Source organism: Paenibacillus sp. YN15, assembly GCF_003285005.1.
Classification (GTDB): Bacteria; Bacillota; Bacilli; order Paenibacillales; family NBRC-103111; genus Paenibacillus_AR.
In genome coordinates this window covers 19650-32840 of record NZ_QMFA01000004.1, presented here as the reverse complement: position 1 = coordinate 32840, position 13191 = coordinate 19650, and the positions used below count along the sequence as shown (strand labels likewise).

The 13191-nt window shown below is 57.8% G+C and carries 11 protein-coding genes; 8 read left to right on the top strand and 3 right to left on the bottom strand.

Features of this window, described 5'->3' with window-relative positions:
• The first annotated feature begins 36 nt into the window (after positions 1-36).
• The gene (locus tag DQG13_RS04785; RefSeq protein ID WP_113018610.1) at positions 37-417 is read left to right on the top strand and encodes an Asp23/Gls24 family envelope stress response protein; all 381 of its coding nucleotides are present in this window, start codon (positions 37-39) and stop codon (positions 415-417) included.
• Positions 418-480: 63 nt separating this feature from the next.
• On the opposite strand, the gene ftsW is transcribed toward DQG13_RS04785, so the two are convergent.
• A complete protein-coding gene (gene ftsW / locus DQG13_RS04780) occupies positions 481-1674 on the bottom strand; it encodes a putative lipid II flippase FtsW (protein ID WP_113018609.1) in 1194 nt (397 codons plus the stop codon).
• Between the two features lie 182 nt (positions 1675-1856).
• Here ftsW and DQG13_RS04775 point away from each other — a divergent pair, with 182 nt between their 5' ends.
• From DQG13_RS04775 to DQG13_RS04755, 5 genes are all read left to right on the top strand, one after another.
• Positions 1857-3032 (top strand): M20 metallopeptidase family protein, encoded by a 1176-nt coding sequence (locus tag DQG13_RS04775; RefSeq protein ID WP_113018608.1) that lies wholly within the window; start codon positions 1857-1859, stop codon positions 3030-3032.
• A gap of 87 nt (positions 3033-3119) precedes the next feature.
• Positions 3120-3560, top strand: coding sequence for a CBS domain-containing protein (locus DQG13_RS04770; protein WP_113018607.1), 441 nt, complete (start codon positions 3120-3122; stop codon positions 3558-3560).
• Positions 3561-3668: 108 nt separating this feature from the next.
• On the top strand, positions 3669-5372 hold the full coding sequence (locus DQG13_RS04765) for a DNA repair helicase XPB (RefSeq protein ID WP_113018606.1): 1704 nt from the start codon (positions 3669-3671) through the stop codon (positions 5370-5372).
• The gene (locus tag DQG13_RS04760) at positions 5369-7000 is read left to right on the top strand and encodes a helicase-associated domain-containing protein (RefSeq protein WP_113018605.1); all 1632 of its coding nucleotides are present in this window, start codon (positions 5369-5371) and stop codon (positions 6998-7000) included. The genes DQG13_RS04765 and DQG13_RS04760 overlap by 4 nt, the downstream gene beginning before the upstream one ends.
• A 21-nt stretch (positions 7001-7021) precedes the next feature.
• Positions 7022-7468 (top strand): YlbF/YmcA family competence regulator, encoded by a 447-nt coding sequence (locus DQG13_RS04755; RefSeq protein ID WP_113018818.1) that lies wholly within the window; start codon positions 7022-7024, stop codon positions 7466-7468.
• A gap of 73 nt (positions 7469-7541) precedes the next feature.
• Here DQG13_RS04755 and DQG13_RS04750 read toward each other — a convergent pair whose 3' ends face one another.
• Complete coding sequence (locus DQG13_RS04750) at positions 7542-8567, bottom strand: asparaginase (protein WP_181592581.1); 1026 nt, start codon at positions 8565-8567, stop codon at positions 7542-7544.
• Between the two features lie 80 nt (positions 8568-8647).
• On the opposite strand from DQG13_RS04750, the gene DQG13_RS04745 reads away from it, so the two are divergent.
• Positions 8648-8932, top strand: a complete 285-nt coding sequence (locus tag DQG13_RS04745; protein ID WP_113018603.1) for a YlbG family protein — start codon at positions 8648-8650, stop codon at positions 8930-8932.
• Between the two features lie 458 nt (positions 8933-9390).
• On the opposite strand, the gene DQG13_RS04740 is transcribed toward DQG13_RS04745, so the two are convergent.
• Positions 9391-11658: a helix-turn-helix domain-containing protein gene (locus DQG13_RS04740; RefSeq protein WP_113018602.1), complete on the bottom strand. Its 2268-nt coding sequence runs from the start codon at positions 11656-11658 to the stop codon at positions 9391-9393.
• Between the two features lie 265 nt (positions 11659-11923).
• Between DQG13_RS04740 and DQG13_RS04735 the strand changes: the two genes are divergently transcribed.
• Positions 11924-13123, top strand: coding sequence for a glycoside hydrolase family 88 protein (locus DQG13_RS04735; protein ID WP_113018601.1), 1200 nt, complete (start codon positions 11924-11926; stop codon positions 13121-13123).
• Positions 13124-13191: the final 68 nt, after the last annotated feature.

Genomic DNA, 13191 nt, shown 5'->3' with positions numbered 1-13191 from the left:
TGAAGGGGAGATGATTGCAGCAAAGGAGTGGAAGCCATGTCCGACACGATTGAAACGGGATTGATCCGCATATCCGATGATGTGGTGGCAACCATTGCAGGCTTGGCGACCTTGGAGACGCCGGGTATCACGGCGATGTCCGGAGGAATATCCGAAGGGTTTGCCAAACGGTTAAGCGGCAAAAATGTGCAAAAGGGCATCACGGTGGAGGTTGGTCAGGTGGAAGCCATTGTCCATCTCCGCGTCATCGTCCAGTACGGCTCGAAAATCCAGGAAGTGTGCCGGGAGCTGCAGTACAATGTCCGGGAAGCCATTGAGAATATGACGGGTTTGCGGGTTGTGGAAGTCAACGTGAAGGTGGAGGGTGTGTCCTTCCGCGAGGAAGAGGTGGAGGAGCCGCAGAAGCTGCTGAAATAACAGCTCCCGCTCCAGGCATAAAAAAGAAGGGGCCCCTGCAAGCAAGGGCTCCTTTTTCTCGCTTCAGCGGCTTGCCGCCTGCTTCCGCCGGGTATTGTGAGCGGCTGCGCTGCCGCGGCTGTGGGCCTCCTCCGCTTCCCGGTTATAGTCCCGGGAGATGCCCAGGAGAATGCCGAGGCTGGCCAGGGTGACCAGAACCGAGGTTCCTCCGTAGCTGATCAGCGGCAGCGTTACCCCTGTCAGCGGAATGGAGTTGGTGACGCCGCCCAGATTGATCAGGGCCTGTATGGCAATGGTGCCGATAATGCCGATGCCGGTCAGGCTGGCAAAGGTATCTGTAGCCCGCAGAGCGACGATGATCCCCCGCCAGATGAACAGCAGATAGACCAGAAGAAACAGGGAGCTTCCGAGAAATCCCAACTCCTCGCCGATGATGGAGAAGATAAAGTCATTATGGGGTGCGGGAAGAAAGTGCAGCTTTTGGATGCTCTGGCCGAAGCCTGCTCCGGTCCATCCTCCATGGCCAAAGGCGTACAGGGACTGGATCACATGGAAGCCTGCGCCGGTTTCGTCCGCCCAAGGGTCCAGGAAGGTTGTGATTCGCTCCATCCGGTAGCCAAACTCCGAGTTGACCAGGAACATGATGACGAGCACAAAGGAAGCCAAGGCTCCCCCAATAGCGCCCAAAAAAGCCAGCTGCTTCAGATTGGCCCCGCCGACGATAATGACCAGAAGCGCTCCCATAAACAGGATGGCGGCAGAGCCGAAGTCCGGCTGCAGCATGATCAGGAAAGCCACCATGCCGACGATAACCAATGCCGGGATCAGCCCTTTTTTGAAATCGCGGAACCTGTCCTCTTTTTTGGAGATCAGGGCGGCCAGATACATCACCACCGCAACCTTGGCGAATTCCGACGGCTGCAGCTGCAGCGGCCCGATGGCAAACCAGCTCCGCGCCCCTTTTACGTCAATACCGATAAAAGGAACCAGCACGAGAGCAATCAATACGCCGATAAAAAAGAGGGGGGTCAGCTTCTTCAGCTTGGTATGATGGATGTTCATGCAGATGAACATGCCGATAATGCCCAGCACGATGCCGAGAATCTGCTTTTTGGTAAAATACAGGGCGTCTCCGCTGTAATAATAAGCGGCCGACATGGAGCTGGCGCTGAACACCATGATGAGTCCGAATGTAACCAGAGTGAAGGTAAGAAGCAGCAATAAAAAGTCGGGAGTTCCCCTGCGGGTTGTATTCATGGCGTTTCCCTCACGCCCCCTGCCTATGTATTCAAATCAAAGGATCGGCTCCCAAAGAAAGGACGATTCATGTTATCATGATAGTATGTTTCCGGCACTTCCGCAAGGTGATGAAGAAGGAAACGAACATTCGGATTCAATAGATTTACAGATTTAGATTATTTCATCGGAGGAGCTGTGTCATGGGAGGAGCGGCAACACTTGAAGGGATATTTCCGGAGATGGTGGCCTGGAGAAGGCATTTGCACCAAAATCCCGAGTTATCATATCAGGAAGAGAGGACATCTTCCTTTATTGCAGAGCGTCTGGAGGAGCTTGGCCTGCAGGTCAAGCGGCATGTAGGGGGCCACGGAGTAGTCGGGGAGCTAACAGGCGGAGGGAGCGGCCCTGTGATCGCTCTGCGGGCGGATATGGACGCTTTGCCCATCCAGGATGAAAAGAGCTGCGGCTATGCCTCCAAGGTGCCCGGAGTGATGCATGCCTGCGGCCATGACGGCCATGTGGCGGCTTTGCTTGGCACGGCCAAATATTTGGCCTCCCGCAAAGGGGAGCTGAACGGAACGGTCCGGTTTATTTTTCAGCCTGCGGAGGAGCTTAGCCCCGGCGGCGCCCAGCCGATGATTGCCGAGGGAGTGCTGGATGGAGTGGACGAAATTTACGGCGCGCATCTGTGGACTCCCTTCCCCGCCGGTGAGGTCTTCACCCGGAGCGGCCCGATTATGGCTGCCGCGGATGAATTTCTGCTGGAGATTATCGGCAAAGGAGGGCACGGCGGCCTGCCCCATGAAACCATCGACAGCCTGATGGTGGGGGCTCATCTGGTGGTCAATCTGCAGTCCATTGTCAGCCGGAATCTGAATCCGGTGGAGCCCAGCGTCATTTCGGTAGGCTCCTTCCATGCCGGGTCGGGCTTTAATGTTATTGCGGAGAAGGCCGTTTTGAACGGCACTGTCCGGACCTTCCAGCATGGGCTGCGGATGCAGGCCCAAGAGCGGGTTACCCGGGTGACGGCGGATACCTGCTCCATGTTCGGGGCGGATTATAAGCTGGATTATAAGCTGGGATATCCGCCGGTGATCAACCACCGGGCGGAAACCGAATGGGTGCTGAATACCGCGGCGCAGCTTTTTGGGGCGGATAAGGTTAAGGATTGCCCCTTGATTATGGCGGGAGAGGATTTTTCCTTCTATCTGGAAAAGATTCCGGGCTGCTTCTTCTTCGTTGGCGCCGGCAACAAGGAGGCGGGAATTGAGGCTCCCCATCATCATCCCCGCTTTGATATCGACGAATCGGCGATTCTGCAGACTGCCCGGTTGTTTGCGGCCCTGGTGCTGCGCAGGCTGACTGGGACAATTTAAGCGGGTAAAGCCTGTTCACTGCGGGAACCCTAACCCTGCACCTTTTTCCTAACCTACAGTACAGGACCCCAAGGAGGCAGGAATCCCATGAACAGCAAAACGGTCAAGGACATTATGACCACGAACTGCGCCACCGTCACGCTGCAGGACAATGTTTATGAGGTGGCAGTAGCCATGTCCAAGCAGGATGTAGGCTTTATTCCCGTAGTGGAGGGCAAGCAGCTGATCGGCTGCATTACCGACCGGGACCTGGTTGTGCGCGGCTATGCGCAGAAGAATGAAGGCTCGGCCAAGGTTGAAAAGGTCATGAGCCGCGATGTGACCACGGTTACCCCGGATACGACGGTGGACGAGGCCGCCAAGATCATGGCCGACAAACAGATCCGCCGTTTGCCTGTGGTGGAAAACGGCAACCTGGCAGGCGTAGTGTCCATCGGCGATCTGGCAATCCGTAAGATCTTCGAGAATGAAGCCGGAGACGCTCTGAGCAAGATCTCCGAGAATGAATTTGCCGGAGCGGTGCATTAAACGCTCCAGCGCGAGCTTCCCCCGCACAGCCCTTTCCCCTTGCCGGGGATGGGGCTTTTTGCGCATGGGCATACTACATGGAAAAAGGCAGCGGGAGGAAGCGCGCGCATGGAATGGAAAAGCGGGGAACCGCCCCTTTGGATACAAAAAGATCTCTCCATCTGGCTGGAGGCCGGGCACCCGGAAGCGGGAGAAGCCTCCGCAATGCTCTCCGGCTTTGCCGAGCTGGTGAAAACCCCGGGAAGCATGCACCAGTACCGGATAACTCCCTTTACCTTATGGAATGCGGCTGCGTCCGGGCTGGACGCCGACCGGATCTGCCGCTTTCTGCACGGGGCCAGCCGCTTCGGACTGCCGCAGACGGTGCAGAACCAGATCCGCATCTTAATGGGCCGCTTCGGCTTATTCCGGCTCACACAAGGGGATGCTGCCCTCCGGCTGGCAGCGGAGTCCGCGGAAGCCGTGGCCTTGCTGGAGGGGCTACCGGCGGTCAGCCGGTTTTTTGGCCGCAAGCTGGATGAACGGACCGTTGAGATCGGGACGGCCTCCAGGGGGCTGCTCAAGCAGGAGATGGCCCGCGCCGGATATCCGGTGGTGGACGAGGCCGGTTTCCTGCCGGGAGAGGCGCTGGCGGTGCGGTTCCGGGATAAGCTGGCAAGCGGGGCCGCCTTCAGTCTGCGCAGCTATCAGCGGGAGGCTGTGGAGGCTTTTGCCCGGCAGGATTACGGCGGCGGCAGCGGTGTAGTGGTTATGCCCTGCGGCGCGGGCAAAACGGTGGTGGGCCTGGCGGTGATGGCCCGCTACGCCTGCGAGACCCTGATTCTGACGGTAAGCGGCACCTCCGTCAGCCAGTGGAAGCGGGAGCTGCTGCAAAAAACCTCCTTAACCGAGGAATACATCGGCGAATACAGCGGGGAGCGGAAGGAGGTCCGTCCCGTCACTATCGCTACCTACCATATCCTGACCCATGGGGCCGGGCGGAAGGAAACGGCCCATCTGGACCTGTTCCGCAGCCGGAGTTGGGGCCTGATTATTTACGATGAGGTGCATTTGCTCCCGGCGCCGGTGTTCCGGATGACGGCGGAGCTGCAATCCGCCCGCAGGCTTGGGCTGACCGCCACTCTGATCCGGGAGGACGGTCTGGAGGCGGATGTATTCGGGCTGGTGGGCCCCAAGCGTTATGAAATCAGCTGGAAGCAGCTGGAGCGGGAGGGATGGCTGGCCAAGGTGGAGTGTACGGAGGTGCGGGTTCCTTTTTCCGAGGAGGACCGGGAAGGTTATGATCAGGCGCTTCCCCGGGAGAAAATCCGGGTAGCGGCGGAAAATTCCCGCAAGCTGGACATTCTGCGCCGGGTTCTGGAAGGCTGCCAGGGAGATAGGGTGCTGATTATCGGTCAGTATCTGGACCAGCTGCGCCGGGTGGCGGAGGCAACGGGCATTCCCCTTATCTGCGGCGATACCCGCCATGAGGAGCGGGAGCGGCTGTTTCAGGCCTTCCGGCAAGGGGAGGTAGAGACTCTGGTGGTTTCCCGGGTGGCCAACTTTGCGGTGGACCTGCCGGACGCCTCTGTGGCGGTACAGATTTCCGGCAGCTTCGGCTCCCGGCAGGAGGAGGCCCAGCGGATGGGCAGGATTCTGCGGCCCAAATCCGGCGCCAATGCCGCCCGGTTTTATACGCTGGTTACGGAGGACAGCCGGGAGCAGGATTTTGCCGTCAACCGCCAGCTGTTTCTCCTGGAGCAGGGGTACCGCTATGAGGTGAAAGAAGCGGCGGAGCTGATAGGGGCGGCGGAAGGGCGGGAGCTGCCATGAGCTCCCCGGAGGCGGCTCTGGCGGCGGCTTACGCCAGGCTCCGACCCTGGGCGGCGGAGGTTTTCCGGCTGCTGGTTGCCCGCTGCGGGCCTTTGCCGGCGGAGCAGGAGGAGCTGGCGCAGCTGGCCTTGCAGGAGGGCTTAAGCGCCGCCCATGTCAAGGCCGCCCTAAGCCTGCTGCAGAACGCCGGATTGGTTGCCGCCGTGCCCAAAGGCTGGCAGGAGCACCAATACCGGGTGCCGGTGGAGCATTTGGCCTTTTGTCGGGAGACGCTGTTTCCCCGGCTGGAGCCTGAACCGGAGGCGGCTGGAGGTTTGCCGGAGGGGGTACGGAATGAACCAGGCGATGCTGTAGCGGATGTGCTCCAGGTGCTGTTGGCCGCTTCCCGCGGGGAGCTGAAGCTGCTGAAGTCCGGGGGTTTGGCCGGACAGGCGGTGCGCAGGCTGGAGCGGGCGCTTCTGGCCCACAACGAAGAGCTGGAGGGCTGCGGGATTGCCGGAGCCGCGCCCCATCTCTATGGCCCGGCAGTGACGGCTGCGCTTCATATGGCGGTGGCCTCGGGCCTTTTGCTGGTGCAGGACGGCTGCTTAAGGCCCGCAGAGGAAGCTGCGGCTTTGTGGCTGGGGAAGTCCCGCGGTACTCTCAGAAGGGAGCTCTATTCCATCTGGAAAAAGGCGGTGGCCCCCACCCTCCGCGGCTGGGAATTTCATGCCCTGGCCGCAGTGGAAACGGCGTTGCCAGGGCGCTGGTATCCCTTGAATCATCTATTTGACTGGTTGCGGGTGTGTGGTATGATTGATTTAGACTGCATGGCACAGATGGATTTCATTTCCACCCGGCTGGTTCCGCTGGGCGCGTGGGGATGGCTGTGTTTGGAGCGGCGGGAGTCCGGCACGGCCTTTATGCTGCCGGCGCCTGTTGCCGCATTGCAGGAGAATGACCAGCAGTCCCGTTTTGCAGGCATTGTGGTGCAGCCGGATCTGGAGATCCTCGTTCCTCCGGAACCGCCCCCCGCCTTATGGTGGGAGCTTCTCCAATGGGGCGAATGGACAGTCCGCGGGGACATATCCGCGTTCCGTCTGACTCCCCGGAGCATGGGCGCCGGACGGGCTGCCGGAGGTTCGGCGGAGACGCTGATCCGGCTCTTTAAGAGTTGCAGCAAGGCTGATATAGATGAAGGTGTCATCCGTTTTATCCGGGAGCATGGGGCGGCTCGTCCTGACGGTGGCGGCTCGGTTTCACGCGGCAGGGGGTTGGGTCCGGCCCGTGTGCCGGAGCCGGTGATCGTCCCGCCGGACGTGGAAGAATACCGCCAGGGGTCCGGCGGCCATGCCACGGGTGCGCCGGGCTTGGACCCGCTGCCTGCGGAGGTGCCCGCCGCCTGGTGGACCATCGGCGGACGCGGCCATCCCTCCACGGAGAAGGAGCTCATCCGCCGGGCCATTGCCCTGCGGACGGCGCTTCGCATCCGCACCGCCGGCGGCGATGAGGTGATGCTGGTGCCGCTGCGGCTGGTGGAGGAAGCGGAAGGCTGGGAGCTTTGCGGAATGCAGGGCAGGCGGGCTGTCCGGTTGAAGCCCGGGGAATGGACAGGTCTGCGGCTGGTATGGCCGGGGATACATGAATAGATGAAAGGGCGTGAGGCTGCCATGAGCGTAATGGAGAAGCAAGCATTGGATATGTCGGCCCTGCTGCTTCGCGCTTATGAATTGGGAGATCTGATTCTCGCCTCGCAGGAGGCGGCGCGTTATCTGGCCGAAAAGGAAAGGTTGTCCGGGGACCCGGCTGCCCGGGAATTAATCGGCAAGCTGGGGAAAAAGAAGGAGCTGTTCGAGGAATGCCAGCGCTTCGGGCATTTCCATCCGGAATATCATAAAGCCATGGATGCGGTGAAGGAGGTCCAGGACCAGCTTGACGCGCTGCCCAGTGTGCAGGCCTTCAAGGAAGCGGAGAAGACGCTGGATAACCTGCTGTATGACGTGTCTGCGCTGATTGCCGGAGCCGTATCGGAGACGGTGAAGGTGCCGTCCAACGACCCGCTGCCCAAGCAGGGCGGCTGCAGCTCCGGCGGGAGCTGCAGCGGAAACTGCGGGTAGGGTGTGTGCAACCCTAAAGCGGCCGGCGGCGCGGGAATAACGAGCCGCGCTGCCGGCATTGCCGGTGCGGCGTTTAGCCGTTTGCCGCTTGCAGCTTGAAGACAGGGAGTATTTCCCCCACCTCTGTGCCCTTCCAGTTGCGGACGATGGGCTTGTGGAAGGCGGAGAGCGCCTTGCTCTCCCCGTCTGTCAGCCAGCTCAGCTGGACAAGGGCTTCGGTTACCGCGGGGTAGATGGCCCGCTGGGCCCCGTCTTCGATCTTGAGGGCCAGGCCCAGCCCCAACTGCGGGGCTGCCACGGTGAAGACGCCTTCGGCCCCCATCTTGCCGATGAGCCTGCCGCCGGTCACTTCGATCAGCCGGGTATCATAGCGCCCGGTTCCCGCCAGATGGCCGGGATGGGCGGTGATGGCCGCGATGATCCGCCGGGCGGCTTGGGCCAAGGGGCCGGGATGCTCTTCCCGGCTCAGTTCTCCCAGCCGGGCATAGGCCGCGGCCAGCCGGTTCAGCGGCAGGCCGAATACGGGCACGCCGCAGCCGTCGGTGCCGAGAACGATCTTCGCCGCGGGATAACCGGACAGCTGGCTCACCGTCTCCAGCATCCGCTGTTGGACGGGATGGGCCGGGTCCATATAGGTGCCGGTGTCGGCGCCGAGCTGCAAAGCCAATGCCAGCATCCCCGCATGTTTCCCGGAGCAGTTGTTGTGCAGCTCTGAGGGCTCTTTGCCGGCTTTGGCCAGACAGGCGGCGCTTGGGACATGGTAAGGGGCATGGGGGCCGCAGAGCAGGCAGCGGGAGTCCAAGCCCAGCTTGCCCAGCATGGAGGCCACGGTTGATGTATGGAACTCCTCCCCGTTGTGGGAGGCGGCGAGAATGGCAATTTCCGCATCCATGAAGCCGTATGCGTCGGCTGCTCCCGATTCCAGTACGGGCAGGGCCTGAATGGGCTTCATGGAGGAACGGGCAAATATGAAGACCTCGGGATTCCCGGCGGACGCGACAATTTTGCCTGTGGAGTCGGCAACGGCAAGATAGCCCCTGTGCAGGCTTTCCACAAGCGACCCCCGGGTTACATGGAGCAGGATTTCTGAGTTGTGCATGATTAAACATCTCCGAATTCATGATAGAATAGCATACTCGCAAGAAAGCGCTTTGGCGACCAGAAAAGAGGGAGAGAGCAATGATTACAGAAAGAACCGGCCTGATTATTTGGGTGAATGACATTAAACCGGCCAAAAACCTGGAACGCTTCGGCAGTATCCATTATATCTCCAAAAAGATGTCTTATGTAGTCCTGTATATTTATTCCGACAAGCTGGAGGAAACCCTGAAGGGCTTGCAGCGTCTTCCTTACGTGAAGAAGGTGGAGCGCTCCTTCCGCAACGAGATCAAAACGGAATACAGCCGGAACAACCAGGAAGAGCCGGACAAAAGCTTGAATCCCCAGGAGATCAGCGAGGCTTAGCCGCAGCTTAAGCCACAGCCTGGCCAACAGCAGCCTCCGGTATGAGGCCGGCCAAACCCCCCAACCAAAAAAACCAGGAGCCAAGCGGCTTGTTCCCGCTTCGCTTCTGGTTTTTTTCAGCATGCTTTGCAAGCCCTGCTTTGCAAGCGCGCAAGCCTGAGCCCTTGTTGTTGCGGAACTCAGCGACCCTTATGGCGCTGAAAGCGGGAGTTTGGAGGATTAGCGGAACTGAGAAACCGTTAAATCCCCGATGCGGCGAAAATAGGGAGGAAATCGGGCTGCGGCGGGAAATAAGGGCTTCCTAGTTCCGTTCAGGCGGAAATAAGCGGCAAAAGCCGCTTTAAGAGTCGCTGAGTTCCGCTACGCTCTTCCGGACGCAGAGAGTGGGTGTGAGCGCGATTTCCTGGCACAAAGAGTAGATGTGAGCGCAGGCCATTTTCCGGCACAGAGAGTTCCGCCTATTCATCCGTTGCCTCTTTGCGGTATTCCCCGGGGGTAATCCCCACCACTTGCTTGAAGCGCCTGATGAAGCTGGTCACGTTGTAATAGCCGACCTCCAGGGCAATATCCCTTAACGGCAGCCGCGTACTGGCAAGAAGCCGCTTGGCCCGTTCAATCTTCAGAGAGGTGTCGTAGTCCGAAATCGTCAGCCCGGTCTGATCCTTGTAATATTGGCTCAAATAAGCCTGCGACATCTCAAAATGCTCGGCCATCATGCTGACACTGAAATTCGGATGCGTAAAGTGCTCCCGGATATAGGCATTCATCTGGTCCACCAGCGTTTGCTTCTTCATTTGCTTTTGCTTGTCCAGCAATGCGCTGATTTCATGGCTGACGGCTTTTATCGTTTCCGCCATCTCGTCGATGGTCTCAAACTCCTTCAGGCTGAACACATCGGGAAGGGCGGCCTTGAAGTCTCCGCCGGTTCGCTTCACTTCCTCCAAGGCTTGGTCTACCGTGCGGATAATGTCCAAACAGATCAAACGCGCTGCAAACAGCGACGCCTTGCCGGTCTTCAGATTGCCCACGATTTCATCGAGCAGGTGGTCGACTTGATCCCAATGGCCTTGGCGGATGGACAGACTGAGCTTCTCCTTCTGCTGGCTGGAGATCAGGTCCACGGGAAGATCCATGTTGATGTCGCTAAAATAGATGGACTGCCCGATGCCGGTAATCAAGCGGTAATCAATGGCCGTCAAAACCTCCAAATAACATTGGGGAATATCCGCGGCAGACCCGCTGCTTCGGCTTACCCCCATGGTAACAAGTCCATGGCTCCATGAGCCCAGCCTTGCCTTGACATGCTCCAGCATTTCATAAAGCCGGGCGCTTTGTTGCGGCTCGAAAGAGGCAAGCAGCAGCAATTTCTTCTGCTCCAGCTCATTCCTCGCATGAAGCTGAATGCCCTCCGGCAAGTCCTGCTCCAAAGCCGTCTGCCAATCAGCCTCCTCAAACACCGCCGACTCCTTGCTGTGAAAATAATAACCCGCCACCAAAAAAGCCGGCTGGTCCAGGCAAACCCCGGCAAGCTCCCCTTGCTCACGGATCTGCTCGGAGGAACGGAACGCCCCCTTGAACAGCTTGTACAGAAAGTATTCCTGCGCCATGGCGGAATGGTCCATCAGCCTTTCGTTCAGCTCTCGATTCTGGTGGCTGAAATAATGGAGGGTTCCCCGCACCGCCTCCAGCTCATTGGCATGGTCGCCCTTTCCGTTCCACAGGCTGTCGGTGAATTTTTTCAACTCATGGATCGGCCTGTAATTGATGTTAAGGGAGATGCCAATCACAACCGCCCCCAGCAAAAAAATCAGGCTGACGGCAAATAAGAGAACCAGTTTGACCGTCGCCACTTTTTGCAGCACCTGAGCCTGCGGAATCAGGGTGACATATTTCCAGTTGGTCTGATCCGATTTTACGCAGGAAAGCAGATAGGGTTGGCGGTTTAGATTGATGGAGTTGGTAAAAAAACGGCTGTCCTGTATAAGCGGAAGCCACTCTTCGGGATTCAGATTTTCATCGGCAACAAGGGAGGCCACGATTTGGTTATGCTCGTCCAGAACGTAAGAATTGCCCGTATATTGATCATGAACATCCAAGAGCAGCTCTGTAATGGATTGTTCGGGAACCTGCAGAAGCAGGGTCCGGTTGGGGTTTACTCCAAAGTTCGTAAGCGGATACATAAATGTGACTACCCGTGTCTTTTCAGCTCTTGAAGATCCGGAAACCACCCATTCGGCAGGGCGAACCTGCGGGACCTGCAGCGAATTCAGCGCATCCACAAAATCCTTATGACTCCATGACGGGTATTTAAATATGCTTTGGTTCATCATTTCAAGCGAGATGGAGCTGGTGGAGGAATACAAATACTGATCGCCGCGGTAGTACAGGAAGATTTCGGAGAAGAAGCTGTTGGTTACCGCATAGTTGTTCAGATCTTTGATGATATCAAGGGCGTCCAGCGGCCGGTCCAAAAAGCGGTAGTGGTTGTCGATCTGGCGGAGGGTAATTTGGGAGCCAATGTTTTGCAATTGCTGCAATTGAGCGTCAACGATGCTTCTCGCCCGGTCCAGCTTGTTCAGGTTGGCTGCAAGAATCTCATCTTGGAAGCTGCGTATGAAATGCAAATAAATCAATCCGCCCAATACCAACAGCGGGAGCAGCAGAAGGATCATGTAGGAAGCCAGATGTTTGTAAAAAAATTTGTGCGAGCTCGGAAGGAGTCTCATCTGTTTTCACCCCGCCTTACGAAGTATGAACCTGATGTATCCTAACCCGCTTATTATAGAGAAAACGGGCGGGGCAAGGCAATATCCATTTCATTTCCCCTTTGCAATTGATCGCGGGGCGGCCCGCGGCTTTATACTTTTACCGGTATTGTACCGAAAAATCAAATGAAATGTAAGCGCTATATAAAGTGTGAATATACAAGCGTCCCCCTCTTTATGTATGGTCAATCTGCGCACATAACTTAACGGGGGAGTGAAATAAGGAATGAACGGCAAGAAGATTCATGAAGAAGCCATCCTGAGGCCTGAACGGTTTCAGTCTATTGATCTGGGCGATAAATCCGTTTATGAAACAGCGTTTGGCCATGTGCTCCGCAAAGTGGATGAAGGGATGAAGGACTTCGCCAGCCCATTCATCTATCCGGGTCCCAACAGTGTGAACGGACGCTATGAAGGAACGGAATACTACAGCTGGACCAACAGCTTCTGGACGGGGCTTGTCTGGCTTTGCTACGAAATGACCGGAGATGACAAGTACAGAAGCTTCGCGGAGAAACAGATTGAAGCGTATTATGACCGCCGGATGAAGCACAGGATTGAAACGGACAATCACGATATCGGGTTCGTGTATACGCTGTCCTGTACGGCTGCTTACAAATTGACGGGAAATGAGGCTGCCAAGCAGTTGTCCTTGCAGGCGGCGGAGTTGTTGGCCGACCGGTTCCTGGAAAAGGCGGGGGTGATTCAAACCCATGGCAGTCTCGATGATCCCGAGCTTAGAGGCAATTTTATTGTCGATTGCAGCATGAATGTCCCCCTTCTGTTCTGGGCCAACCAGATCGCGCCCAATCAGCGCTGCTATCATGCCGGGTATACCCATATGAAGCAAGTGATGAAGCACAGCGTAAGGGAATCGGCCGCGGCTTATCATCTGTGCAAGCTGGATGACAGGGGGTTGCTGCGAAAAGTGGAAGCAGGCCAAGGCTGGTCGATAGACGGATGCTGGTCCCGGGGGCAAAGCTGGCTGATGTACGGCTTTCCCCTGGCCTACCGGTATACGGGGGATGACAGCTTTATCGATACGGCCCGCAAAGTAAGCCATTATTTTCTGAACCGGCTGCCTGAGGACGATGTTTGCTGCTGGGATCTGTGCTTTACGGACGGCAGTGAATTGCGGGACAGCTCGGCTGCGGCCATCGCCTCCTGCGGCTTGCTGGAGCTGGCCGGGCATCTCAAGGAGGAGCCGGCCCTCCAGGAGCTGTACCGTAAGGCGGCTTACGGGATCGTACGCTCGCTGTCGGAAAACTACACCACTGCCGGAGCGCCTCAGTCCAACGGTATACTGGCACATGCGGTATATTCGTATTTCTACGGGATGGGTGTGGATGAAAGCTGCATTTGGGGCGATTATTTCTATGCCGAGGCTCTGGTGCGCATTCTCCGGGATTGGAAATCTTACTGGTGATTGGTGATCGGTGTTGGCCCGGGCCTACCAAGGCCCGGTGTAATAAATCAAATAAGATAGGAGAATTG

What these genes read in the sequence shown, in the direction of transcription:
- DQG13_RS04785 (WP_113018610.1), top strand. Translation starts at nt 37, where the DNA reads ATGTCCGACACGATTGAAACGGGATTGATCCGCATATCCGATGATGTG.
- ftsW (WP_113018609.1), bottom strand. Translation starts at nt 1,674, where the DNA reads ATGAATACAACCCGCAGGGGAACTCCCGACTTTTTATTGCTGCTTCTT.
- DQG13_RS04775 (WP_113018608.1), top strand. Translation starts at nt 1,857, where the DNA reads ATGGGAGGAGCGGCAACACTTGAAGGGATATTTCCGGAGATGGTGGCC.
- DQG13_RS04770 (WP_113018607.1), top strand. Translation starts at nt 3,120, where the DNA reads ATGAACAGCAAAACGGTCAAGGACATTATGACCACGAACTGCGCCACC.
- DQG13_RS04765 (WP_113018606.1), top strand. Translation starts at nt 3,669, where the DNA reads ATGGAATGGAAAAGCGGGGAACCGCCCCTTTGGATACAAAAAGATCTC.
- DQG13_RS04760 (WP_113018605.1), top strand. Translation starts at nt 5,369, where the DNA reads ATGAGCTCCCCGGAGGCGGCTCTGGCGGCGGCTTACGCCAGGCTCCGA.
- DQG13_RS04755 (WP_113018818.1), top strand. Translation starts at nt 7,022, where the DNA reads ATGAGCGTAATGGAGAAGCAAGCATTGGATATGTCGGCCCTGCTGCTT.
- DQG13_RS04750 (WP_181592581.1), bottom strand. Translation starts at nt 8,567, where the DNA reads ATGCACAACTCAGAAATCCTGCTCCATGTAACCCGGGGGTCGCTTGTG.
- DQG13_RS04745 (WP_113018603.1), top strand. Translation starts at nt 8,648, where the DNA reads ATGATTACAGAAAGAACCGGCCTGATTATTTGGGTGAATGACATTAAA.
- DQG13_RS04740 (WP_113018602.1), bottom strand. Translation starts at nt 11,658, where the DNA reads ATGAGACTCCTTCCGAGCTCGCACAAATTTTTTTACAAACATCTGGCT.
- DQG13_RS04735 (WP_113018601.1), top strand. Translation starts at nt 11,924, where the DNA reads ATGAACGGCAAGAAGATTCATGAAGAAGCCATCCTGAGGCCTGAACGG.